The organism is Pelagicoccus sp. SDUM812005 (genome assembly GCF_031127875.1).
Classification (GTDB): domain Bacteria; phylum Verrucomicrobiota; class Verrucomicrobiia; order Opitutales; family Opitutaceae; genus Pelagicoccus.
In genome coordinates this window covers 125,986-148,966 of the sequence record NZ_JARXIA010000014.1, presented here as the reverse complement: position 1 = coordinate 148,966, position 22,981 = coordinate 125,986, and the positions used below count along the sequence as shown (strand labels likewise).

At 56.9% G+C, this 22,981-nt stretch carries 23 protein-coding genes; 13 read left to right on the top strand and 10 right to left on the bottom strand.

Going from position 1 to position 22,981, the window contains the following annotated elements:
- Positions 1-22 precede the first annotated feature (22 nt).
- Both QEH57_RS16450 and QEH57_RS16445 read right to left on the bottom strand, forming a co-directional pair.
- Positions 23-547 carry a hypothetical protein gene (locus tag QEH57_RS16450; RefSeq protein ID WP_309007859.1) on the bottom strand — a complete coding sequence of 175 codons (525 nt, stop codon included), beginning with the start codon at positions 545-547 and terminating at the stop codon, positions 23-25.
- Positions 548-706: 159 nt separating this feature from the next.
- Complete coding sequence (locus QEH57_RS16445; RefSeq protein WP_309007858.1) at positions 707-2,167, bottom strand: hypothetical protein; 1,461 nt, start codon at positions 2,165-2,167, stop codon at positions 707-709.
- Positions 2,168-2,298: 131 nt separating this feature from the next.
- On the opposite strand from QEH57_RS16445, the gene cyoE reads away from it, so the two are divergent.
- The 3 genes from cyoE (at position 2,299) to QEH57_RS16430 (ending at position 4,479) form a co-directional block, all read left to right on the top strand.
- Positions 2,299-3,210 (top strand): heme o synthase, encoded by a 912-nt coding sequence (gene cyoE / locus QEH57_RS16440; RefSeq protein ID WP_309007857.1) that lies wholly within the window; start codon positions 2,299-2,301, stop codon positions 3,208-3,210.
- Positions 3,211-3,281: 71 nt separating this feature from the next.
- Entirely contained in the window at positions 3,282-3,752 is a 471-nt protein-coding gene (locus tag QEH57_RS16435) for an Rrf2 family transcriptional regulator (RefSeq protein ID WP_309007856.1), read from the top strand.
- Between the two features lie 229 nt (positions 3,753-3,981).
- Entirely contained in the window at positions 3,982-4,479 is a 498-nt protein-coding gene (locus tag QEH57_RS16430) for a hemerythrin domain-containing protein (protein WP_309007855.1), read from the top strand.
- 200 nt (positions 4,480-4,679) lie between these two features.
- Here QEH57_RS16430 and QEH57_RS16425 read toward each other — a convergent pair whose 3' ends face one another.
- From QEH57_RS16425 to QEH57_RS16405, 5 genes are all read right to left on the bottom strand, one after another.
- On the bottom strand, positions 4,680-5,129 hold the full coding sequence (locus QEH57_RS16425; RefSeq protein WP_309007854.1) for a CopD family protein: 450 nt from the start codon (positions 5,127-5,129) through the stop codon (positions 4,680-4,682).
- Between the two features lie 40 nt (positions 5,130-5,169).
- Entirely contained in the window at positions 5,170-5,895 is a 726-nt protein-coding gene (gene ric, locus QEH57_RS16420; RefSeq protein WP_309007853.1) for an iron-sulfur cluster repair di-iron protein, read from the bottom strand.
- A gap of 121 nt (positions 5,896-6,016) precedes the next feature.
- Entirely contained in the window at positions 6,017-6,955 is a 939-nt protein-coding gene (locus tag QEH57_RS16415) for an aldo/keto reductase (protein ID WP_309007852.1), read from the bottom strand.
- Positions 6,956-6,979: 24 nt separating this feature from the next.
- Complete coding sequence (locus QEH57_RS16410) at positions 6,980-7,402, bottom strand: GreA/GreB family elongation factor (protein WP_309007851.1); 423 nt, start codon at positions 7,400-7,402, stop codon at positions 6,980-6,982.
- A 749-nt stretch (positions 7,403-8,151) separates the two neighbouring features.
- The gene (locus QEH57_RS16405) at positions 8,152-8,334 is read right to left on the bottom strand and encodes a hypothetical protein (protein WP_309007850.1); all 183 of its coding nucleotides are present in this window, start codon (positions 8,332-8,334) and stop codon (positions 8,152-8,154) included.
- 209 nt (positions 8,335-8,543) lie between these two features.
- On the opposite strand from QEH57_RS16405, the gene QEH57_RS16400 reads away from it, so the two are divergent.
- The 9 genes from QEH57_RS16400 (at position 8,544) to QEH57_RS16360 (ending at position 15,944) form a co-directional block, all read left to right on the top strand.
- Positions 8,544-8,705 carry a hypothetical protein gene (locus tag QEH57_RS16400; RefSeq protein WP_309007849.1) on the top strand — a complete coding sequence of 54 codons (162 nt, stop codon included), beginning with the start codon at positions 8,544-8,546 and terminating at the stop codon, positions 8,703-8,705.
- 217 nt (positions 8,706-8,922) lie between these two features.
- Positions 8,923-9,132: a hypothetical protein gene (locus QEH57_RS16395; RefSeq protein WP_309007848.1), complete on the top strand. Its 210-nt coding sequence runs from the start codon at positions 8,923-8,925 to the stop codon at positions 9,130-9,132.
- A gap of 117 nt (positions 9,133-9,249) precedes the next feature.
- Complete coding sequence (locus QEH57_RS16390; RefSeq protein WP_309007847.1) at positions 9,250-9,612, top strand: DUF3088 family protein; 363 nt, start codon at positions 9,250-9,252, stop codon at positions 9,610-9,612.
- 73 nt (positions 9,613-9,685) lie between these two features.
- Positions 9,686-11,308 carry a cbb3-type cytochrome c oxidase subunit I gene (locus QEH57_RS16385; RefSeq protein ID WP_309007846.1) on the top strand — a complete coding sequence of 541 codons (1,623 nt, stop codon included), beginning with the start codon at positions 9,686-9,688 and terminating at the stop codon, positions 11,306-11,308.
- A gap of 4 nt (positions 11,309-11,312) precedes the next feature.
- Complete coding sequence (locus QEH57_RS16380; RefSeq protein WP_309007845.1) at positions 11,313-12,314, top strand: cbb3-type cytochrome c oxidase subunit II; 1,002 nt, start codon at positions 11,313-11,315, stop codon at positions 12,312-12,314.
- 5 nt (positions 12,315-12,319) lie between these two features.
- Positions 12,320-12,595: a hypothetical protein gene (locus QEH57_RS16375; protein ID WP_309007844.1), complete on the top strand. Its 276-nt coding sequence runs from the start codon at positions 12,320-12,322 to the stop codon at positions 12,593-12,595.
- Positions 12,592-13,005 carry a hypothetical protein gene (locus QEH57_RS16370; protein ID WP_309007843.1) on the top strand — a complete coding sequence of 138 codons (414 nt, stop codon included), beginning with the start codon at positions 12,592-12,594 and terminating at the stop codon, positions 13,003-13,005. The genes QEH57_RS16375 and QEH57_RS16370 overlap by 4 nt, the downstream gene beginning before the upstream one ends.
- Positions 13,006-13,709: 704 nt before the next feature.
- Complete coding sequence (locus tag QEH57_RS16365) at positions 13,710-15,431, top strand: NADPH-dependent assimilatory sulfite reductase hemoprotein subunit (protein ID WP_309007842.1); 1,722 nt, start codon at positions 13,710-13,712, stop codon at positions 15,429-15,431.
- A gap of 72 nt (positions 15,432-15,503) precedes the next feature.
- Entirely contained in the window at positions 15,504-15,944 is a 441-nt protein-coding gene (locus QEH57_RS16360; protein ID WP_309007841.1) for a MarR family transcriptional regulator, read from the top strand.
- An 86-nt stretch (positions 15,945-16,030) separates the two neighbouring features.
- Here QEH57_RS16360 and nirK read toward each other — a convergent pair whose 3' ends face one another.
- Positions 16,031-17,446: a copper-containing nitrite reductase gene (nirK, locus tag QEH57_RS16355; protein WP_343224793.1), complete on the bottom strand. Its 1,416-nt coding sequence runs from the start codon at positions 17,444-17,446 to the stop codon at positions 16,031-16,033.
- A gap of 258 nt (positions 17,447-17,704) precedes the next feature.
- On the opposite strand from nirK, the gene QEH57_RS16350 reads away from it, so the two are divergent.
- Positions 17,705-18,982, top strand: coding sequence for a mechanosensitive ion channel domain-containing protein (locus QEH57_RS16350; RefSeq protein WP_309007839.1), 1,278 nt, complete (start codon positions 17,705-17,707; stop codon positions 18,980-18,982).
- A gap of 881 nt (positions 18,983-19,863) precedes the next feature.
- Here QEH57_RS16350 and QEH57_RS16345 read toward each other — a convergent pair.
- Complete coding sequence (locus tag QEH57_RS16345) at positions 19,864-21,411, bottom strand: hypothetical protein (protein ID WP_309007838.1); 1,548 nt, start codon at positions 21,409-21,411, stop codon at positions 19,864-19,866.
- A 536-nt stretch (positions 21,412-21,947) separates the two neighbouring features.
- Positions 21,948-22,634 (bottom strand): hypothetical protein, encoded by a 687-nt coding sequence (locus QEH57_RS16340; RefSeq protein WP_309007837.1) that lies wholly within the window; start codon positions 22,632-22,634, stop codon positions 21,948-21,950.
- Positions 22,635-22,981: the final 347 nt, after the last annotated feature.

Genomic DNA, 22,981 nt, shown 5'->3' with positions numbered 1-22,981 from the left:
TTTTCCTTACAGTTTCGCTCCCTCATTCCACAAATATCTTGCCGATCATCTTGTCGTGACCGATCCCGCAAAACTCGTTGCACACGATCGTGAACTCGCCGGTCGACGTCGGCGTAATTGTCAGCACATGGTCGTAGCCCGGCAGCACCTGGAAATTCATGTTCAAGGGCTGCAAGGAAAAGCCGTGATTCAAATCGAGAGCCGACAGGTGCAAGCGATAGGTCTCGCCTTTGCGCAGTTTCAGAGCCGGATACCAGCTCCACATCCGAGCCGCCAGGTAAGCTTCGCCGCCCGGAGGTGGCTCCACGATCGGGATACCGTTCCAATCCCCGACCGTACCGGACTCCACGAAGGTCATGGTTCGCTCCATAAACGCCGCCGGCTCCACCGAGTAGGCTTCGCCGCGACTGTTCTGTTTTCCGCGAAAATGCCAGTACGGCATCATCACGCTCATCACCATGCACCAGACTAAGGCCAGTCCGATCCACAGCTTCTCCGCACCTTCCGGCGCCTTGTACCAACCTTTTTCCGGAACTGTAAGGCTCATTGCATCACCTCCTGGCTCACGGTAGTTGAGCTGGCTTTACCAGCAGGATTTCAATCCAACCCCAAACGGTATAGGATAGAAACGGAATAACAACTCCGAGGACGAGCAGTAGCCACGGGTTGTCCATTAGCCGCTTCAGGAACGGTTCTTTTTTTGTGCTCATAATTCTGATACGGGATTTATTGAGAAAATTCTGTTTTGGCCGGACCGACCGAACCACCAGGCGTACATTTCACGTAGGACCAACGCCAAAAACCACAGGCCTGCCACCATCGCCACGATTCCGCCAAGTCCCATGGTCCAGAGTCCCACGTACTCTCCGAATGAACGCACGTGTTGCTCGGAGGCGTAAGCTTTCCGTCCCAGCCCATAGACGCCTCCAATTCCAAACCCGATGGCAAAGACGCTCTGCCCGACGGCGAAGAGGAACAACTGCCGCCTAGCGCTTTTCCAAATCTTGTCTGCGGAGCTATCCCCTCTGCGAGCCAAAGTAACGATCAGGAAAGCTGCTGTCATGAACGCCACGGTCACTCCACCAAGCGAAGCATGGTAATGGGCTGGCACCAGCGTATTCGATCCGCGTATACAGAGGCCTAGGCAGACTCCGAGGAGCGATAGCGATACGCTTGCTATGAACCCAGCCCGCAGAGCCTTAGCCGCAGGGGACTTTATTTCACTGCGATGTTTCCAAAGGTGCCGCGATCCGATCGCTACCAAAGTCAACATTACCGGAAAGATGCCCCAGCGCATCAGCTGCGTGGCGCCCGCATGGTAAAGAGTGTCCATGGTGCCTCGATAAGTTAGCAGAGGCAGCGAAAAGTGAGGAACCGCTAAAATCGAAAATAGGAGGGTAACGCCTTTAAGACTCAATGGAGCCTGCCCCGTCGCCTTTTCCAATACCCATAGCCAAACCGCCATCATGGCCGCTGCATTCGCCACCTGCAGCACATGCCCTGCCCCCCAGATGCTGAATTCGTAAAAGGTGGTCGTGTCCACTCCCTTCGGCATGCCTGACACCGCCGAAACCCATGTAACCGCCGCCGCGGTCACGAGCAGGGCAGATGCTTGCAGCCCGATGCGAGCCGACCGCGTCATCGGTCCCTCGGCATTCTTACCTGATCGGCTGAGCTCCAAGCCGAAGCAAAACAGCACTCCTACGAAGAAGGCTGCCAAACCGCCTAGGAAAAGGGGATGGTCGATCACGGGTATGTAGTTGGAAAGCACCGGCTCGGCTCCTTTTGCCAAACCACCGGCAATCATACCCGCTACGCCCAGCGACGCCACGTAGAAGCCGATCCGTCCAAGGATTCCGCTATCACGGCGAAACCGCAACGCCAGCAGGCTCGCGATGAACCCATAAAACCACACGGAAAGCGAAAGGTCCACGTGTACGACTAGGCAACGCTTGAAGAACAAGGGATCCGCTATCAAGTTCGATATAAACGGTAGTCTCCCTACCACTACAGCCAAGGACAGCAATCCCGCCAGCACGAGGCTCCCAACCGCTAAGCTGCTCCACCGCCTCGCGTCCGCGTTCACGCAACCGCAGTCAGCCTGAACCATGGCTTCAGCTTTCAATTCGACGGATGCAGGGACGGAATCGGCGCGCAACGAACTCATAACGGCGGAACTTTACACTCGTCTGGGATCGAGTTCCTTGATCTTCATCAAAGAAACCGCCCGAAACCTGGCTCGCTCTTAACTTGATGTACATCAAAGCAAACTAGGCCGACCTAGCCTACAATGGAGCCATGAAGCCCGACTACGTTCAACAAGCCGTTGCTCCGCTAGCGAAACGCTCCGCCGCGGAAGCGACGGCAGCGGCACGCGCCCTTTTCGCGTTAACCAAACCGCGCCTCGCCTTTTTCACCATACTCACCGCCATCGCCACCTATGTTGCCACCGCCGATGGACATGGACTGCTGCACGCCTGCGTCACTCTCTTCGGCGTAAGCTGCTCCGCCGGTGGAGCCTTGTCCCTCAACCAGTGGCTCGAACGCGAACTCGACGCCCGCATGGAACGCACTTGCCAACGTCCGCTGCCAGCCCGCCAGGTCAGCCCCCGCTCAGCTCTATTGTTCAGCGCCAGCTTGTCATTCATCGGTATCCTAACTTTGGGCACGATGGTTTCGACCATTTCCGCCTTCCTAGCCCTCACCACTATTCTGGTCTACGGTTTCGTATACACGCCCCTCAAACGCCGCACCCGCTGGGCCACCGAGATCGGCGCCCTCTCAGGAGCCTTGCCACCCCTGATCGGCACCGCTGCCACGGGCAATCCCACGGCGCCCATTGGAGTTTCGCTGTTCTCGATTATACTCGTCTGGCAAATGCCGCACTTCTACGCCATCGGTTGGCGCTACCGGGCTGACTACCGCAACGCCGGCTTCCGGCTGCTTTCCACCCGCGACGACGACGGCCGCAAAACTGCCCGCTGGACCCTTGGCTATTCGCTAGCCCTGCTCGCCCTCCCCGTCGTGCTCTATGGGTTCGGGCTAGCCGCCCTGCCGCTGCTCATCGCTGCCACCTTGGCTGGCAGCGACCTCACTCTCGCCGCCTTCCGTTTCTGTCGTAGCAAAAGCGAGCAGAGCTCAAAGCGGCTTTTCTTCGCTACCATTCGCTACCTTCCTATCGCCCTGACGGGAGCTTGCATTCCGTATTGAGGCGAAGGCATAACCCGCCTCCCGAAAGTATAACTTGCCGAACAGGACATTCTCATCCACTTACTTCAACTATGAAAGTGATTTCCGATACTGCCGAGTATGCGCTCAGAGCCGTCGTCTGGCTGGTGCAGACTCCCGACGAATCCCAAACAACCCGGCAGATCGCGGAAGGCACTCGCACTCCTCTCGACTACCAGTCAAAAGTGCTCCAACTGCTCGCCAAGTCCGGCATCACCAAGAGCCAGCGCGGCACCGGCGGCGGCATTCGTCTCAACGTCTCCCCCGACGGGCTCACCGTCTTGGATGTCATCAACGCAGTCGACCCGATCCAACGCATTCACTCCTGCCCCCTCGGGCTCAAGGAGCACGGCACCTGCCTTTGCCCCATGCATCGCGGCCTCAACGACGCGGTCAAAACGGTCGAAGCCGCCTTCAAAAACACCTTGGTAGCGGACTTGCTCAAAACGCGCTCCAAATCAGTGCCCCTCGGAATCGACCTTCCTCTCCGTGCCCCTCGCAAGCCGAAGCAGGCTTCCGCTTAGCGCATTTCCGGTTTAAGCAGTCGCTAACCCCATCACACAAGTCGATGTGGGAGCGTGCTTGTCACGCGATTCTCTGCGTCAGACCAAACGGAAATTGCTCTAAAACGCAGAATCTCGCCCTAAACCTTGACCTAGGTCAAAGTCGAGTACCTCGCGTTTCGTTAAACTGCAGGCATAACCCAAAAGGCAAGCTACTAGAGCTTGAGGAACCGTCACCACACGAGCAATCATGCAAAGAAACGCACACAAGCTCCTACGCCGACTCCGCACCAGTTCGCTCGAAAAAGTGGCGCGACACGTCACGCGAGCCCATCGGCTACTAGAGAACGACCAATTGACGAACCTGCAGCAAGCCTTCATCCGCCTGCCCTACACCATAGACCCCAGCGCCCTCATTCTCTTCGACGAGATCAGCCTTGCCCTGCAAGACTTCGTGCGCGAGCTACTGCATCACTACATACTCGAAGAAGACGTCTACGGTGAAGGCATCCACGCATTGGATACGCCATGCGTCGACAAAGCCACATCCAACCGCCTGCGATACCAGCACCAATCCTTGCAAGAGTCGCTGAGCGACCTCCAATCCCTCGCCAACCACCTTGCCGAAGTCGCTGGTACCGCCGACGCACACCGCTTCCATCGACTACTCGACGAGCTCGCCGACAACCTCCACGAGCAGATTCTTGCAGAAGACAAGGTCCTGCTTCCCCGCTCCAGCCTCAACTAGCGACACGTCGAGCGTCGCATGACAGGAAACCCTTGGTTGCGACTTCCACCGCGTTGGACCAATCGTAGGGCTGCCGCTCGATGCACGCCGCAACGCCTGAATCATTTTCTTGTCCGGCAACGCGGCTTGCCGCAAGCTGCAGCCTTAAATTCAGGAGGAAAAAAATCGGCACCGAAGACGCGATTCCTCGTATTCACCCCTCAATACAGCCAACCGATTCGGAAAGAGGCGCCCACGACCAAGAACAGCACGGCAACCAAGGTCACAGGGACGATGTGCCACGCCAGAGAAACCAGATTGTCGTTATTCAGCTTGGGGATTATTCTCAAGCGAGCGTCTATCGCCAAGCCAATGGTCGCAGCCAGCAGAATCAGCTTGATGCCGATCAGGCGGCCGACCGGATTCGAAAAATCGAACCACATGCTGGCATCCGGCAACTTCATGTAGGAGAGCCAAATCCCCGTGATCACTTGCACAATCAAGGCGGGGATGCCGACTCGCTCGTAGCCCGCCTCGTAGCGACGCACTGCGTCAGCATCGCGCGTTCGTAGCGCCTTCGGCAATACAGAACAGGCGAGCACCAAGTGCCCGCCCACCCATACGCTTGCTCCCAGCAGATGCAGAACGATGAGTAGACCGTAGAGATTCATCGAACGGAAACTTGCCGGATTTTTGCGCTATTTCAAATCGCTAGCCCGCCATTTGCAGGGCCTGCGGGAAGAGCACCGAATTCTCCAGATGGATATGCTTGTGCATGTCCTCCTCCAAATCAGCTAGCCCAGCGAACAAGGCGCGGTAGGTATTGCAGGCTTCCGGCGGGGGCGTGAAACCGTTGGTCAGCTCTCTCAGCTTGGCCAAGGCAGCCCCCGCGTCGTCATGCTCGTGCAACATGCACTCGATCGGACCATCCAGGGAATCAAGTCCAGCGCCCTCTCCCGCTGCCAGTTTCGCCACCGCTGGGAAAAGCACCTTTTCCTCCTTACCCATGTGGTCCTCCAATTCCTTGGCCAGACCCATAAACACTTCGAACACCTCCACAAGCGAGGGCGTATGCCCTCCGTGCACGTGGGCCACGCGCTGCGACATGGCAAACAGACGCGGCAACTCGTCCCTCAAGAACTGGTGGTGCGTCGACACGATGTAGTTGCAAAGCTCCGCGGGCGGCAGGCTTGCAGGGTTGCTTCCTTCGCTTGCCTTCTGCTTCCCCTCTTCCTCGAGCAATTGAGCGACAAACTCCGGCTTCAAGCCCTTCTTCTCGCAAGCCTGCGCCAGCGTCTTGTTGCCTTGGCAGCAAAAGTCCATCCCGAGGCCTTGGAAAACACGCGAACGCCCCGGGCGTTCCGCAACAAGCTCCCCGACCGTACGGTCAATTAACGGTGTGCCTTCCGGCGAAAATACATTGGGTACGTGACTCATAACGCAATAGACTCTGTAATAGGACCTTTTTGTCCTCATTAAGACCAGCCTCCCATTTTCTAATTGGATGTCAATATCCTTTTAGGAACGAGAACCAACTTTGGGTTTTGAAAACGACTCCCTAGTTAACGCTCAGCCTGCCTCCGTTCAGAGCTTCCGCTGCGCTTTCTTCGCCTATTATAAACTCGCCGGACATCGGACAGTGAGGAGGCAAAGCGCAATTCATATAGGCTGCCTCTATTCGCGAAAGCTCCTCGGAACTCAGGCTGGCCCGGGATGCCTCGATCGCGGAATCCAGCTGCGACTTCACCTTGGGACTGAACTGGACAGAACAGATGCTCTCCTTCGAAAAAAGCCAGGCCAAACCCAATTGGAAAGAGGTCTTGCCAAAATCCTGACGGGCGGTGCTGAAGAGCGGCTCATAACCATCCGTAAAGGGCCAGCGCACGACCAGCGATACGCGATGTTCACGAGTCAGTTCCTCCAAGCAACATTGCGTGAAAGGTCCGTCCAAGTGGGCGGACTCAAGCCTCATACGCGAGGGCTGGGCTCCCCTGCCCAGCCATTCGGCGATTCTCCAACACGGAAAACCAATCGAGCCCACGTACCGCAACAGCCCCCGGTCGGAGAGGCGTTCCAGCACTGACATCACTTCGTAAGTTGGAAAAAAGCCAGTCGACCAATCCAAGAGCACGATGTCCAAGTAGCGTGCTCCCAAACGTTTGAGGGAAAGCTCAATCTGCGACCTTATAGAGTGCTCGAGCTCGAGGCCACTGGCGCCTTGCGGGCACCGTATTCGCGCGCTGACTACAAGCTCTTCCCTGTAATTCAAGTTCGCGTTCAGCCAATCGCCAACCAGCGATTCTGATTGTTCGGGATTGCACTCCCACGACGGAAGGTACGCGTGCGAGGTCGACTGGATAAAGTTCCCCCCCTGCTCGACAAAGGTATCGAGCACCTCGAAAGCAGAGGCTCGATCACTCAAGAAACCGATCCGTCCCGTGCCGAGGCAAAGTTGAGAAACCCGCAAGTTCGTGCGTCCGTATTGTATTTTCTTCATCGCCGTGTGCCCTCCTAGATTGTTCTACGAGGTCAAGCAGTAAGGCCCGTGCACCTTGCTCGACTTCGACTCCCGAGTAACGCTCACCACTCGCAAGCGCCTAAGCCCGCCTGGCGTGCTCCACATAAAGTCTTCGCCTGCGCGTACCCCAAGCAAAGCGACTCCTAACGGAGCGAGAATCGACACGCGATTGAAGTCCGGGTTGGCCCGACTTGGCATCGTCAACTCGTACGTCTCCACTTCGTTCAAATCCAAATCCTCAAGGTGGACCGAGCTGTTGAGCCCTACCGAATCCATAGGCACTTGAGAGTCTCCCAACACGATCGCGCGCGAAATCTCCTCCTTCAGCTTCAAAGCCGTCCCCTGCGGATGCTTGATAGCTCGCAGCAACAAGGACAACGCTTCGTGATCACTTTTTGATAGGTATATACTAGGGTTTTGTTTCATTTCTTTATAACATTATTAAGTTTAATGTTTTTCCGTATTAAAAGGGTCACCGGTCCTCGCCGAGGACCGGTGACTTTTTTTTCACATGACAGAAGCCAGCCAACCATGGCGGATCAAGCTGGCTTCCTACGTCGTTCTCGTCTCTTCGCCCTGCGCGAACCATGGGACGGGCTTCCTCTCCATCTTGCCCTAGTAGTTCAACGAACTCCAGCGAGCGCAGGACGCGAGAATACTTTCACGGGCAAAACAGCACGCATTGCGTCAACGAGCCGGCTCGCTCTGAAATCGTCCTCCCAACGGGCCTCCCTCAAGGCCTCGTCGAGCTTGTCCAACATGGAAGCGAGGCCAAGGTAAGCAGTCATTCCGCTGCCGAAGACTTCAATTTCCCTATCCTTCCAAGAAGCGATGCCGCGAACCCGAAGATCCGGTCGGTTCGGAAGCGCGCTCTTGCTGAAGATCTCGATGGTCAATTGAGCGAGGTTTCGATTCTTCGAAAAAAGAGAAGCGCTGCGCCTTTCCACAAACCGTATCAATAGGCTGGATACGCGTACTCCGTACCCCTCAATCCTTATCCTTTCATTATTCATAGCGTTTCATTAATCAGTTAAAAATATACAATTCAGTTACGCGCCCAAACCACGCGGTCGTCCGATCTAGCAATAAGCCCTTTCACGCGGATGTGCTGCGACCATTCGCAAGCAACGAAAGCTGCTCGAAACTGCTTCGCCCCGGAAGAAAGCGCTAGAGGCTTAGGTGAGTTCCTTCCGCGGCAGCTTCACTTCCGTAAGGGCAAGCAATAGCAAGCTCGCTTCCGGAAGCAGGTCATTCAGACTCTCGTCGCTCCCATACCCCGGAATCCGCAAGGCGACCGCATCCAGCAAAGCCACGTAGCCCCTTGCCCGTCCGAGCGACGGCGGAAATTTTCGTGCCATCACAAGCGAAGCGCCTGAGGTCGGACCCCTGTCCGCCCCACGGCACTCCACCGTCCGCCTCCCATAGGCCCCAGCGAACGGCTCGCAAACTGTGATATTACCCATTGTGTTCATCTCAAACGGCCCGAATCATACGCCGCCGCCATCACTTTGTCTATGACTATCTATCGAACGTTCTCTTAGCTTTTTCCTATCCCTTACAAAAGTCTATGGATCTTTCCAACTACCACCTGCCCTACTTTTGGACCGCCGTAAAAACCGTCAGCCTTCGCCGCCCAGCCGAAGAGAACACTCGGACCCAATCAACCAGCTACATGCCCACTAACTTGATCTTGTGCTCGCTGCACGCGCCTGCTAACAGTATCCATTAATTTAATATACTCAACCATCGCCTTGGCCACTCTGGGATCACCTTCTGCGACAACCCCAAGCTCGCCCCCCCCCAAAAAAAACAGTCACCAACCTCTTCACGACGCACCAGTCCTCCCGCAGAACGAAAACATGGCCATCTGCTGGGTGCTCGAGACCTGGTTCGACCTACATTAAACTCGCCCCCTCTCCATAGGCGAGTTCGAGTATTCCACCCTCATGGAAGTGGCCGCCGCGGGCGACCTCGGCTTCACCACCGTGCACACCGCAGTCGACCAAGCCGCCCTCAAGCACTACGGACTCAAGGTCATCGCCAAGGTCGAGGAGTGCGGCAGCGACTTCTACGCCATCACCGACGAGCGCCGCGTCAAGAACCCCGTCGCCGCCATGATCACCGAACACGCCTTCACCCAACTCTTCACCAACTGAACAGAATTTTTTTATTTGGACATTTACATCCAGTTTATTTTCGGTTCGCCTCACTACGATCGAATAACGCTGGGACAAGCCAGCGTTTCGCAAACGACAAACGGACGGAGGGAAACCATGCAGCACGACAAACTCTTTATCATCCAAGCCGATTTCGCGGACGGCGAACCAAACCAAAATTTCTACTGCCCCGGCTGCGCGGAGATCCTCGGGCTTTTCAAATATTATCCGCAACTAGAATCGAAGGTCGAGATTTGCTACGTGCCGTTCCAGCGTCCACGTCCCAGCATCGTTGACCTCATCGGCGCCGACAACCAAGGTTGCCCCGTGCTCGTGCTCGCGCCTGGCTCCACTTCCGCCAACTCCGCCGCCCAACTCCAAAACGCTGGTGGACACTACTTCACCAACGACCTAAGGGAAATCGGGATCTACCTTTCCGAAACCTACGGCATCGGCTTCCCTTACCCGCCAAAGGCCTGAACGGCCCAAAGTTCGCCCGGATCTCCAGATGGCGTAACGCCAACTACTTATATCGTATTACGTTATTTCAACCATGCACTTCAACCTTCTAATTTCCGTCCTGGCTTCGCTCTGGACCGAACCGGGAATCTGGATTACGGTGGCCTTGCTGAGCCTCGCTATCTTGGCAGCAGTCGCTATCGCCTACTCTCAAGCGCGTCCGCGAAATCGGACCGAGTTCGAGCGTTCGTCCGACTCTCCGCGATCCGCGCCGACTGGCGGTTTGATCGGCAACGTCGACCAGAGCGGAAAGATCCACTACCTGCCTTCCAAGAAGGTCGGCCTGCCCCGCCCCAAGATCGAACCGCAGCTCGGCAGGCTGGTGGCCTGGCACATCATCGCCGCCACCGCCTGGCTTCTCTTTGGAACGACAGTGGGCGAATACCTCGGCGTCAAATTCGTCGCTCCCGACATCGACCAAGTCAGCTGGCTGAGTTTCGGACGGCTTCGACCGGTGCACACCAACGCGGTGTTCTGGGGCTGGTCTTCCTTGGCCATGCTCGGCCTCGGGTACTACGTGACCAGCGTGGTGAGCAACGCTAAGCTGCACAGTTTCCGTTTCGCGTGGATTACCTTCGCCCTCGTCAACCTAGCCGTCGCCATCGGCAGCATTGCCCTCATGGCAGGCATCAACAACGGCGGCGGCGAATACCGCGAGTACACCTGGCCCGTCATGGCGCTGTTCGCCGCAGGCATCGTTCTGGCCCTGATAAACTTCATAGCGACCATCGCCAAGCGATCGACCGCCGACATCTATATATCAAACTGGTACATGGTCGCCGCTCTCATGTTTCTCGTGACGATCGTGCTGGTCGCCTACCTGCCCTTCTGGCAACAAGGACTCGGCGAAACCATCGTGCAAGGCTACTACATGCACCAAGGCGTCGGCATGTGGTTCATGATGTTCCTGCTGGGCTTGACCTACTACTTCCTGCCCCAGCAGCTCAATACTCCGATCTTCTCCTACAGCCTGGGGATCCTCGCTTTCTGGACCCAGATCATTTTCTACACCCTCATCGGGACGCACCACTTCGTCTTCAGCTCGATCCCCTGGTGGCTGCAGACCGTAGCCATCTTCGGCAGCGTCGGCATGATCATCCCCGTAGCCGCCGGCAGCGCCAACTTCCTGCTCACCTTTCGCGGCAGCTTCCACAAGGTCGGCGGCAGCTACACCTTGCCCTTCTTCCTCGTCGGCATCGTCTTCTACTTCACTGGCTCCTTCCAGGGTACCGCCGAAGCCTTCCGTACCACCAACGAAATCTGGCACTTCACCGACTTCACGGTGGCCCATTCCCATCTCACAATGTACGGCATCATCGCCTTCTTCCTTTGGGCCGGAATCTATTCGATCGGCCCTCGGATCCATGGGCAGGAGCCGCCTCAAGCTACCGTCGGGGCCCACTTCTGGATGGCCCTGATCGGCCTGTTTTTCTACGCCGTGCCGCTCATGATCGGGGGCACCGAGCGGGGACTCGCGTGGAAAAGCGACAGCGCCTTCATCGAAAGCGTCACCCTCATGGCCCCCTACTGGCTCTGGCGAGCGATCGGCGGTACCCTCATGTGGCTGTCGCATTTCGTCTTCGCCTACAACGTGTACCGAATGCTCATCGCAAACAAAACCAGCCCCGCCAGCCGCGACCTACAACTCAACAAGTAGCAAGATGAAATACTACGAAGACCATCGTAAGCTGTTTGGAACCGCCATAGCCCTTTTTCTCGGACTCACCTACTTCGTGGCCATCGCTCCCGCCTTGAGAAACGAAGCCATCAACGAGCCTCTGCCCGGCAGCGAGCCGCTCTCGAGCGACGAACAGGCGGGCAAGGAACTCTACATCGCAAACGGATGCGTCGCCTGCCACACCCAGCAAGTGCGCGATATTCCCATGGACGCCAGCTGGGGCAGCCGACCCAGTATCGCAGCCGACTACGCCCGCTCCCAAAGAACTGACCTCTGGCGCAATACAGCCACCCTGATGGGAACCGAACGCACCGGCCCGGACCTTACCGACGTGGGCACTCGCCAACCTAGCGTGGATTGGCACCTCCTCCATCTCTACAATCCGCGAGCCGTCGTTCCAGAGTCCGTCATGCCCGCATACCCTTGGATGTTCCAAAATACGGATATGCCCGCAGAGGGACAAAAGGTAGTACCAGTACCGGACAGCTACAGGCGGGGAAGCGGCAAAATCGTCGCGACCGAGGAAGCGCTCCAGCTCGTGGCCTACCTGCTTTCCCTCAAGCAAGTTCCTTTGCCCGACGGCAGCTTGACGGAAGCGTTCGCCCCGGAGCCCACGCCGCTTCCAGCCTCGTCCGCATCCGACGGCGAGGCTTCCAGCACCCCCCAATTCGACGGAGCGCGTTCCTACCAAAAGCACTGCCAAGCCTGCCACCAACCTACCGGGAAAGGCCTCGCCGGAGCCTTCCCCCCGCTCGCAGGCAGCCCCATCGTGCTCGAGGAAGACCCATCGAAAATCGTATCCATCGTGATGAACGGATACGACGGGCGAGTCAGCGAAGGTTACGCCGTCATGCCTCCGATCGGCACAACCAACAACATTTCCCCCGAGGAACTGCAGGCCATCGTCAACTACATCCGCTCCAGCTGGGGCAACGACGCTCCTGCGGCCGAGATCGATCAAATCCGCACCGCTCTAGCCGAATAGTCGCCATGAGATTCATTATCACGCTTCTCCCCACCCTTATCGCAGCCCTAGGGGCGTCCACCGCTCGAGCTTGCGAGGTTTGTCAAGCGGACCAGCCGAAGATCGTCAGCGCCTTCACCCACGGAACCGGTCCGAGCGGCCCAGCCGACTACATACCGCCCGCCCTCATGGTCCTCGTCATGGCATATGCCATCGCCCGCACCTTTACGTGCTTCCGTCGCTCCACAGACCGCCCCCACCAAACGATCAAGCGTTCGATTCTCGCCGCCGAAACAAAATGAAAAACCATCACGCCCACGGAAACCCAGTCGAGCTGTACCTCGACGATTCGCCCACACCCATCGCGAGCTTCAACACCCCGGTCACCTTCGATCTCGACACCCGCGAGCTCTCCGACGGAGAACATACCCTGACCATTCGCTCCACCGACTCCAAAGGCACAAAAGGATTTCGCGTCATCCCCTTCGTCGTGCGCAACGGGCCCGCCATCGACGTGGAGGGCATTCGCAAAAACGAGTCCGTAGACGGCATCGTGCCAATCCTCATCAACTCCTACGGAAAGGGCGACCAGACCAAGTTCATCCTATCCGGGAGCGAAACCCCGCGCGGCATTCCCTCCTGGATCCTCGCCCTCACCGTCTTCGTGTTGGGCTGGGGCATCCACTACCTTATCAGCTATCTCTACCGCTGATCGAAAACTCGAGGAACCCGAATTGAACAAGAAAACAACAGAGCTTCGCTCCTAGTGAGCGACTACGAGACTTTCGAAAATGCTGCGGGCCGAAACTTCTCGGACGCTGCAGCAACCTCGCTTGCTGGCTCTGGCTCTATCGTTTCCGCGCATTCATGCGATGCCTCGCCTATCGACGAGGCCGCATCCTTGCAATCGACCAGCATAGCTGTTTCCAGCGCACGAATCGCCTTTTCCCTTTCGTCGACAAGCGAAGCGACAAGCGCATCAACCAAGCCGACATAGCCTCCCAGCCTCCGTTCACCTCTGGAAGGGACGTTCGTGGAGCATCCTCCCGCTTCCTCTTCGAACAAAACGTTTCTGAGATGCGCTGGATGGAAAGGATGGTTTCTGCTGTAAATCCCCATGGCCTTCATCGTGCTGACACGCCAAGATACCAACTTACCAAATATTTGTCTATTACTGTTTATTTAGCTTTTTCATAGCTTTTCCCTAACGATTTCCGAAGGATGGTATCGTAGCGATCACAGTTCGGAGCCGCCTTCCTGACCCCTCGCGGCAAATGGCGCCAAACGCTATGAACAAGCCCTTCGTCAAAACGCTAACGCCGCCACGAAAGCAGGCCCGCGGCGCGAATTGCCGCCACCGATTTCGAAATTGTCCTTGCCGCATCTCATTTATATCGTATTACGATATTTATAACAATGAGCAGCAAGAACGAGACGATCAAAAAGGAAAGCATAGGACTCCGCGGAGCGATCGCGGCCGAAATCGACAAAGGCATCGACCATTTCGAAGAACGCGAACTGCAGCTCCTAAAATTCCACGGATCCTACCAGCAAGACGACCGGGATCTCCGCCGCGAGCGCCGCAAGGCGGGGCTAGAGAAAGCCTGGCAGTTCATGGTGCGCAGCAAGATTCCCGGCGGCCACCTGAGCAGCGAGCAATACCTGGTCCACGATCGCATGGCGGACGAGCTATCGAACGGTACGCTGCGTTTCACCAACCGGCAAGGCATCCAACAGCACGGAGTCCTCGCTGGATCGCTGAAAGATTGTATCCACCGCATAAACACTTGCGGACTCACCACCTATGGAGCCTGCGGCGACATCGTCCGCAACACCATGTCCTGCGCCGTCCCAATCGAAGATCCAGCTATCGAGGAAGCAAGATTGCTGGCCAAGGAAATCAGTGAAACGTTCTACGCCCGCAGCCGAGCCTACGCTGAAATCTGGCTCGATGGAGAGAAGCGCGAAATCGAAAACGAAGAGCACGACGATCCCATCTACGGCCCCACCTACCTTCCCCGTAAGTTCAAGATAGGCATCGCCGTACCGCCCTTCAACGACGTAGACTTGCTCACTCACGACGTCGGCCTTGTAGCCGACGTGCAAGGCAAGCGAATCGTCGGCTTCGACATCTACGCGGGCGGCGGCATGGGAATGAGCTTCGGCAACCTCCAAACCCACCCTTCGCTCGCCCAACCTCTATTTTACGTTCGTCGAAACCAAATTTTGGATACGCTCAAAGCCATCGTAACAGCCCAACGCGACTTCGGGCGACGCGACGACCGTAAGCAAGCGCGACTCAAGTACCTCGTCAGAGACCGCGGCATCGTATGGTTTCGCAACGAGGTCGCGTCACGCCTGGACTTCGCGCCCACACCGCACAAATCCATCCAGTTGGGCACCGTCGACGACCTGCTCGGCTGGAGCCACCAGTCCAACGGTTTCTCCTTCTACGGCCTGTGGCTTCCCGACGGACGCGTCGCCGACACCTCACTCGGAAGATATCGCTCAGCCATCCGGGAAATTTGCGAAACCTTCGATCCCCAACTAACCATCACCCCCAACGCAAACCTCTACTTCTCCGACATCCCCGACAGCGCCCGCGTCTCGTTCTACCAAATTCTGCAACGCCACAAGATACCCGACGCGACGACTTTCTCGCGGGCACGCCGCACCTCGCACGCCTGCGTTTCCCTTCCCACCTGCGGACTCGCCCTCGCCGAAAGCGAGCGGGTCTTCCAAACGCTCATGGACTCCCTCGACAGCTTGCTAGCCCTGCTCGGAATCCACGAGGAACCCCTGCTCATCCGTATGAGCGGTTGCCCCAACGGTTGCGCACGTCCCTACAACGCCGACATCGCCTTCGTGGGAAAAGCGCCCGGAAAATACTCGATATTCGTCGGAGGATCCCACCGTGGAGACCAGCTCGCCAGCCTATGGAAGAAGTCAGTCTCCTTCGAGGAAATCGCGCAAACCCTGCGACCTCTTCTTGAGACATTCGTTTCGAACCGGCTTCACAAAGAGACCTTCTCGGACTATTGGCACCGCACCTCGCCAAACACAAAGTTCGCCAAAAACTCAGAGCAATTCCATACGGAACAGGAAGAAACGGAAACGACCACGCTCGTATCACCGTGAGCTTTTCGCAGCATTCGCTTAAATTAAACTTAGACAAGCAGCGAGGGCTCCCGCTATGACTCCTTCCCGTACATGCCAAAACGCAATCAAGCCGCCCAATTGAAGAAAGAGGACTACGAGCTCCTGTCGGAGTTTCGCTATCGGCTGCGGTGCTTCCTCGGCTTCAGCGAAAACGCAGCCATCGAGCACGGCGTCACTCCGCAGCAATACCAAGCAATGCTGTCCATTCATGGCTTCCCTGGGCGCGACTGGGTCACGGTGGGCGAATTGGCGGAAAAGATGCAGATCGAGCACCACTCGGCCGGCGGACTCGTTCGTCGCATGGAAACAGCCGAACTAGCGAAAAAGGAGGCCTCGCCCGACGACGGTCGCGTCATGCAAATCCGCCTCACCGACAAAGGCCTCAGTATCCTCAGCAAACTCATCCGCGTCCACCAAAACGAACTCGGCCTAATCGGGCCAAACCTCATCGACTTGCTCCACGAAGCCGCCCGCAAAGGCCAAAAGAGGTAAGCACATGCTGCCTGAATAACGCAAACGGTTCGCCATCGCAAAGAAGGCGAGCCGAACCTGAAAAAGCAAATGGCGTTCTGTCGTCCCTATTCCGAGGCTTCCACTTCCCCGAATTCATTGCCCCAACTGTTCAACACGTAGGTTACCACGCTATCAAGCTGTTGCTGGTTGAGGCGGACGGCGGGCATCACGCCGTTGTACTCGATGCCGTTCACCTTCACCTTGCCCTGCATACCGTTCCTGATCACCGCGTAAACACGGCTCGGATCCTCCGCGATGTAGTCGGATTTCGCCAAAGGAGGGAAGGCGTGCGGAATGCCCTGTCCGTTTACTTGGTGACAAGCCATACAATTCTGAGAATACACCCGCTCGCCCATCGCCATCTTCTCCTCGAAACTCATGCGAACCGCTCCGGCAGGAGCATCCGTAGGCATTTCCTGGATACCACCGCCTTCCGGCAAATAGATGCCATCCTCTTGCTTGCCGGAGTAGACTTCGTGATCCTCGTCGCCACCCACCGTCAAGATACCGAGCGCCCCCTTGTTGAAAGCGCGAAAAATCGAGTGGTCGACCATGATAAAGTTGCCCGAAGTCTCGAGCTTGAACTCCACAATCGCAGAGCCGCCAGCAGGCACCAAGGTCGTCTGCACGTTTTCATTGATTGTCTTGGTTCCACCTTCCAGGTAAACCTTATCGAAAATCTCGCCGATGACGTGAAAACTAGATACAAGGTTCGGCCCGCCATTGCCCACGAAGAGACGCACCGTTTCGCCCGCCTCAGCCGTGATCGCATTGTCGCCCGTCAAAGCGCCTACCGACCCATTGAAAACCACGTAGTCAGCATCCTCCTTGATAGCCTTCTCCATATCAAAGGGCTGCAATCCCGCTTCGCCATATTCGCCTTTGGTGTAGAACTCGCTCTGCATCACGTAGTATTCGCGGTCTGCCGGTGGCAGGCCTTCCTCCGGTTCGACCAAGATCAATCCGTACATCCCATTCGCGATGTGCATCCCCACCGGAGCCGTGGCGCAATGGTAGACGTACAAACCCGGATTCAAAGCCTTGAAGGAAAAGGTCGAGGTCTTGCCGGGAGCCGTGAACGAGCTCTCCGCGCCCCCGCCGGGCCCCGTCACCGCATGCAAGTCGATGTTATGGGGCATTTTGCTGTCCGGATGGTTGTTGAGATGGAACTCCACCAAATCCCCCTCGCGGATGCGGATGAACGAACCTGGAACCGAATCGCCAAAGGTCCAAAAGGTATACTCGACCCCGTCCGCAAGCCGCCCTACGTGTTCGCGCGTCTCAAGGTTTACGACCACCTTCGCCGGGTGGTCGCGCTCGATCGGAGGCGGCACCTGCGGGGCGCTCGTCAGCACGGCTTGCTCGACAGGCAACTCCTGCGCTGAAATTTCGGATACGTATGGCGAAGCGATCACTGCGATAGCACCTAGAACCGCTAGGCCTGAGCAACGACAGCAACTTCGAAACAGATTCGGATTCATAATCTAGAGGGTATAGAGGTTCAGATCGTCCTGCAGTCACGTGGCAGTCCGATCAGGATAGTCAATGTAAGCAAATTCCATACACCCTAGCGCGTTTCCTTATACCTTCAAGTAATCTCATTAATGGAATCCGTTCAAATTTCTTAATTCCATTCATTGTGCACGAGAAAGAATGAAGGTCTGAACTCCCAAGGCGGATGCGTTCTTTTCTACTCGCAAGGAACTCCCCCTATCTGCTGCAGTACCGGACAGTAGCCCATGGACACCTTCAGAACGAATCTACGAGAAGCCCTCCTAGACTGGCTCCAATCCCAGTCTCCCGAATACGCATACGCGCTCTACAATGGAGTCGCGCTCGCCTGGATATCCATTGTCGCCATCATCCTGCACCTGCTGCTGCATCACTTCGCGCTCAGACTCCTAGACCGGGCCAAAGCCCGAGAACGAAAAAGCTGGCGCAAGACCCTCTATGGACACGGCGTACTCTCCCGCATCGCCTTCGTACTGCAAGGCGCCGTCGCCCACATTCAAGCCAGCCTCTGGTTCCCTCCGGATTCCCTCATCGGAAACTCCCTCGCCACCGCGCTTCAACTCTGGATGCTGCTCTTTGGCCTGCTCGCCTTCTACGCCCTGCTCGACGCCCTAGAAAGTCTCGTCCAAAGCAGCGGCAAGCGTATCCACTTTCCCCTGCGCGGCATCACTCAAACCCTGAAGATCGTCGCCAGCGTTGTCATCGTCATCGTTGGTATTTCCATCCTGATGGGAGAATCGCCGCTCATTCTTCTCAGCGGACTCGGAGCGCTTTCCGCCGTTCTCATGCTGGTATTCAAGGACCCGATACTCGGCCTCGTTGCCGGCATCCAGCTCTCCGCCAACAACATGCTATCGGTCGGCGATTGGCTCGAAATGCCCAAGTACGGAGCGGACGGCGACGTCATCGACATTGGCCTCACCACGGTAAAAGTCCAAAACTGGGACAAGACCATCACCACAATTCCCACCTACGCCCTCATCTCCGACTCCTTCAAAAACTGGCGCGGCATGTCGGAATCGGGCGGACGTCGCATCAAGCGCAGCATCCACATCAACACCTCCAGCATCTCATTCCTCGACGAAGACACCGTGCTGCGGCTCCGCAAAGCGAAGTTGCTAGCACCCTACCTCGAAGAAAAGTTCGCCGAACTGGAAAAGTCCAACTCCGAAACCGAACTCGACCTATCATCCCCCCTCAACGGACGTCGACTCACCAACATCGGCACCTTCCGGGGCTACCTCAAATCCTACCTGAAAAACCATCCTCGGATCGCCCAAAACATGCTCATCCTCGTGCGGCAGCTCGAACCCTCGAGCCACGGGCTTCCCCTGCAAGTCTACGCCTTCACCGCTACCACCAAGTGGATCGAATACGAGGACATCCAATCCGACATCTTCGACCACATCTTCGCAGTGCTGCCCGAATTCGGTCTCCGTATCCACGAATCACCGACAGGAAACGATCTTACTATTTTTTCCAGAATAACCAATCACCACGATTGATTTACCTTCGGCCAGCGTTAGCTGCGAGAAAGCATTAAGACTCAGGCGCTGCTACTCGTGAGCAGCAGCGCCTCCGACACAAGGCTAAAGTTGAAACCGTCACGTAGACCAACTCCATTCAGCAAACCAACGCCGAAACCTACGCCCCCCGCAGTCGGGAATCTCAACGCTCACTGCCCCCAAGGGCCCTGGAGTACTGGTACTCGACCGCTGCGTTCTTCGTAGTCAGCTCGAAGATAGACCCTAAGGAGCCTGCGGGAAAGTAAGGCAGCATGACTCATTACCCGGTGAGCAAGTTCGGTATCCAGAAATTCTATCAATCGGTAAAATAGGAATGCACAACCTGAACTCTTTCCGCTGCCTTCAACTAGCCGCACATGCAGGGAACTCTCGGGGAGACGAAAGTGACAACAGCAACAATCTCCATCCCCCTAGTCCCTTCCAAACGAGACGCGACTTCTCGTAAATGATGCGTCTTCAAGAACAAGCCGCCCCCCGGCGCTTCACCGCGAGCGAGCGCAACTTCACGAGCGGCTCAGAAACTACCCCGAGGCGCTGGCAGACTACACCGCTATCCTTACCATGCCAGGCACCCTCTCTCCGCAGCAGATCACCGCGCTGAAAACGCGCATCGATGAAACGCAAAAAGCAATAAATGCAGAATCCGCCATCGAGAAGGCCAGCGAAAACTGACCAAAGCGGCCGACGCCGGGCATGAGAAAGTCGCGAAGCGACTAAAGCGCGTTTCACGGATCCTGTCGCATTACGACCGCCGCTGGCTTTACGCCCATCCCGCGCCCTATCGAACAGGCGCGACAGGGATGATGAATTTCGCTCTCAAGCGCAGCGTTCGTTCGGGGCACGACACTACAATCGCCTAGTTACCTAGAGTGCACCTGATAGTTCAGTTGGTTGAGAAAGGCACGCATCTGTTCGCGCTCGGCGCTCTGGCGGACGGACTGCTCGAAGCGTCGAGTCGTCTCTGCGGTGTAGGTAAAACCTTGCCAGTCGTTTCGGAAAATCGGAGCGCGAGGGCCCGGCGGAGGCGGCCGCACTTTTGCCGCCAATTCGGGGTTCTCACGCGCCCATTCCGCGAAGGCACGCTCAGCCTTCTCATGCTGCTCCCGCAAGAAGCGTTCCCGGTCCGCACGGAGGCGCTCGTCGCGGACAATCTTTTCCTTGCCGAGGCGGCTATTGAGATCCCTCAGAAAATCCTCGGCGTTGACGATTGCCGCTTCGAGGCTTTCGGCCGAATTGCCCACCGGCTGCGCCACCTGCTGAGGAGCGGGACCGAGCCCGTCGCCCCAACGAATGCCGTAGCGGGAAAAAATATAAGCCTGCCAGGTGTCGCTGCCTTCGAGGCGAGCGACGAGCAGCTTGGGATGGACGCGGGTATAGCGGTTGAAACGGCCGATGTCCGGGTGCTCGACGAAGCGCCACTCTTGCCAACGCGCAGGGCTGTTGGCCAGGGCGCCTGTGGGGCCAGCGTAGCTCCACACAATGCCTTCTTCCTCCGGGTAGGCGACGGCGTGGCTGTGCACCATGGTGAAGGGAACGGACAGGGAGCTTCTTCCGGGCCGGTGGAACTCCCTGGTGATGATCGGCACGAATCCGAGGCTGCCGTCCGGGATGAAGATTTGCCCGCTCGGGCGCAGGATGCCGAAGAGGCCCGGAACGTCGTCGCTTGGTACGAGCATCACCTTTTCCAGCGTCTCAATCCGCAGGTCCCTATTCTGGTAGTTGAGCACAGCGAGCGGGTGGGTGGGGGCGGCGTAGGCGATCAAGGTCGGAAAGAACTGCTCTTGCTCGGCGAGGTCCGGACTGAGCCGGGTCACGCGATGGTATTCGCCTTCAGCGAGGGCTAAAATGATGTGGCCGTCAGCCGTCTTGAGGGCGCGGTAGTCGTGCTCGCCGGCTTTGTTGCCGTGAAGGTGATCAGCACGCTGCCTCTCGATGCCAGCGAGGTCGAGCCAAGAACGCTGCAAGGCTGGGCCCTCGAACAGGTAGGCGTTCATCTTCGCCGTCTTCTCCGGCAGCACAAACTCGGTCTTGCCCTTGCTCGTGGAGAGCTCGCGCGGGCTGATGAAAAGTACGCGGTCTGCTGTTAAGCCGTTTTCGTGAACGCCTGCCAAGTGAACGAACTCGCCGGGGGCCACGGGAGCGAGCTGTCTGTCGTTTTCCGGCACGATCCAAACGATGTTGCCGCGCTGGTCGTAAAGGCTCGCCTCGCGGGTCGGACGCTGTATGCCGCGTTCCTGTATTGGCATTTCGAGTACAAGGTAGCCTACCAGTCCGAGACCGGGCACATAGGCGACGCGTTCGGCGAAAAGCTGCTTTTCACGACTCCCCTTGTAGGGTCCGTTCAGGGCGGCCCGTGTAGGCTTGGGACCCGACGAGCGGTTTTCGATGCGGTAGGTCTGCTTGCCCATTTGCACGGTTTGAGTCGTCCCTCTGAGAGCAACCGTGACGCTAAAATCGCGGGATGGACTGGGGGGAGCGTCTACCGCGCCCAATGGTGTCGAAAGCAGCGCCGAGGCGAACAGCCCCAAAATACAGGCAAGGCTAGACCAGGGCTGACACGCCGCGCCGCGCCTTCGACGAGCGCGACCTTGGTCGAGACTAGAGCCATTGTGGGAAGAGCGTGTAGCGGCCATTTTCATGCAGTTGGTAGAGCAAAAAGTGATTCTGGGGGCCAAGAGCCTAGCCCATTCCCGGTTCGAATCGGCGGAGAGCTCCATGAATGATGCTGTTGTCCGTACAGCGCGGCTGCGAACTCCAAAGCACCTCGCCACGCAGTAAAAAAACGATGGGAAACAGAGTCAGTCCAACATTTCTTTTGTCATGGGTTCTTCGGACGACCCTTCAATCGTCCCGCCAACTCGACAAACCGAGCATGAAGGGACTATTACACAAAAAAGCGAACTCCTCTGTCGAAGGGCTCGCTTAGCAGTAATAGAGTGAAAACCTAACGCTTCCGCTTCGTGAAGGCTACGATGCCAGCTAAAGAAATCAGAAATGCGAGGAAAGAACTCCCCGAGTCAGGGACGGGAGAAGTTCCGGGATTTGGGTTGATGACCGTGCTGATCGCTCCCACTGCATCGATGTCCGCCCCTACTGTGCTCCCTGTTGTGCCATTCAATCCCTTTACGTCTGTCAGTTGCACAAAACGAAACTGGTCACTCACCGAAAAGCCGAAAAGGTCGATGTCAATGCTGCTAACACTCCCATTCACTCGACCCACCGACTCCCAAACGGAACCATCCTTACTGATGTGAACGTCGGTGGCCTCTACGGCACCACCGATTTCGAAGATATGCAAATCGAAGATTCCGTCGGCAACACCCGTAAGGCTACTACCCGTCAGGAAATTGTCCACAAACTCGAGAATGATCCGTCCCCCATCGCCTAGCGACACAGAACCATTGGGTGATTGGTAATCAGGAGCGCCTAGAGCTTTCGAAGGATCCGTGTAATTTGTGTCCGTCGGCACGTTACCGCCTCCAAAAGAGGGAGTGTAGGACACTAGGGAATCCGCAAAGGAAATATCTCCCGCAGGAAACTCAATGCCCTTGTAGGTTACAGCATGAGCTGCTGTAGAGAAAATGGATGAAATCAGCAATGCGGTAGAGGTTAGGATCGATTTGATGTGCATCTGTCGTTTTTACAATAGGGGTTGCTTTGAGAATATGACTCGGCTGCGAGCCAGCGAGACGTAACAGCAACCACCGCGCCACAATTAAGTAGATCACCCCAGCCACAGAGAAAATCCGGTATCCGTGATTCCGAAGAAAAGATAAATTGTTAAGAATAGCCGACACTTTCCGGGGAAATTAACAGCCTATGAAACTAGAGGCATCAGACAGCGCGGTCTCGGCAAATCTTGCCAAATCACCATCCAGCCCGACCTAACAAAACGGCGCGCAAATAGCGCCTGAGTGGAAGAGCTCAGCAACTTCGAAACGATGGAGAACGCACAACGCACCGAGGCGGCACGGCTGC

Excerpts from the sequence above, each read along its gene's own strand:
- QEH57_RS16350 (WP_309007839.1), top strand. The coding sequence starts at position 17,705 with ATGGACACCTTCAGAACGAATCTACGAGAAGCCCTCCTAGACTGGCTC.
- QEH57_RS16450 (WP_309007859.1), bottom strand. The coding sequence starts at position 547 with ATGAGCCTTACAGTTCCGGAAAAAGGTTGGTACAAGGCGCCGGAAGGT.
- QEH57_RS16380 (WP_309007845.1), top strand. The coding sequence starts at position 11,313 with ATGAAATACTACGAAGACCATCGTAAGCTGTTTGGAACCGCCATAGCC.
- QEH57_RS16445 (WP_309007858.1), bottom strand. The coding sequence starts at position 2,167 with ATGAGTTCGTTGCGCGCCGATTCCGTCCCTGCATCCGTCGAATTGAAA.
- QEH57_RS16415 (WP_309007852.1), bottom strand. The coding sequence starts at position 6,955 with ATGAAGAAAATACAATACGGACGCACGAACTTGCGGGTTTCTCAACTT.
- QEH57_RS16385 (WP_309007846.1), top strand. The coding sequence starts at position 9,686 with ATGCACTTCAACCTTCTAATTTCCGTCCTGGCTTCGCTCTGGACCGAA.
- QEH57_RS16345 (WP_309007838.1), bottom strand. The coding sequence starts at position 21,411 with ATGGGCAAGCAGACCTACCGCATCGAAAACCGCTCGTCGGGTCCCAAG.
- QEH57_RS16410 (WP_309007851.1), bottom strand. The coding sequence starts at position 7,402 with ATGAAACAAAACCCTAGTATATACCTATCAAAAAGTGATCACGAAGCG.
- QEH57_RS16365 (WP_309007842.1), top strand. The coding sequence starts at position 13,710 with ATGAGCAGCAAGAACGAGACGATCAAAAAGGAAAGCATAGGACTCCGC.
- QEH57_RS16430 (WP_309007855.1), top strand. The coding sequence starts at position 3,982 with ATGCAAAGAAACGCACACAAGCTCCTACGCCGACTCCGCACCAGTTCG.
- QEH57_RS16375 (WP_309007844.1), top strand. The coding sequence starts at position 12,320 with ATGAGATTCATTATCACGCTTCTCCCCACCCTTATCGCAGCCCTAGGG.
- QEH57_RS16425 (WP_309007854.1), bottom strand. The coding sequence starts at position 5,129 with ATGAATCTCTACGGTCTACTCATCGTTCTGCATCTGCTGGGAGCAAGC.
- cyoE (WP_309007857.1), top strand. The coding sequence starts at position 2,299 with ATGAAGCCCGACTACGTTCAACAAGCCGTTGCTCCGCTAGCGAAACGC.
- QEH57_RS16390 (WP_309007847.1), top strand. The coding sequence starts at position 9,250 with ATGCAGCACGACAAACTCTTTATCATCCAAGCCGATTTCGCGGACGGC.
- QEH57_RS16360 (WP_309007841.1), top strand. The coding sequence starts at position 15,504 with ATGCCAAAACGCAATCAAGCCGCCCAATTGAAGAAAGAGGACTACGAG.
- QEH57_RS16395 (WP_309007848.1), top strand. The coding sequence starts at position 8,923 with ATGGAAGTGGCCGCCGCGGGCGACCTCGGCTTCACCACCGTGCACACC.
- QEH57_RS16405 (WP_309007850.1), bottom strand. The coding sequence starts at position 8,334 with ATGGCACGAAAATTTCCGCCGTCGCTCGGACGGGCAAGGGGCTACGTG.
- QEH57_RS16435 (WP_309007856.1), top strand. The coding sequence starts at position 3,282 with ATGAAAGTGATTTCCGATACTGCCGAGTATGCGCTCAGAGCCGTCGTC.
- nirK (WP_343224793.1), bottom strand. The coding sequence starts at position 17,446 with ATGAATCCGAATCTGTTTCGAAGTTGCTGTCGTTGCTCAGGCCTAGCG.
- QEH57_RS16340 (WP_309007837.1), bottom strand. The coding sequence starts at position 22,634 with ATGCACATCAAATCGATCCTAACCTCTACCGCATTGCTGATTTCATCC.
- QEH57_RS16400 (WP_309007849.1), top strand. The coding sequence starts at position 8,544 with ATGGATCTTTCCAACTACCACCTGCCCTACTTTTGGACCGCCGTAAAA.
- QEH57_RS16370 (WP_309007843.1), top strand. The coding sequence starts at position 12,592 with ATGAAAAACCATCACGCCCACGGAAACCCAGTCGAGCTGTACCTCGAC.
- ric (WP_309007853.1), bottom strand. The coding sequence starts at position 5,895 with ATGAGTCACGTACCCAATGTATTTTCGCCGGAAGGCACACCGTTAATT.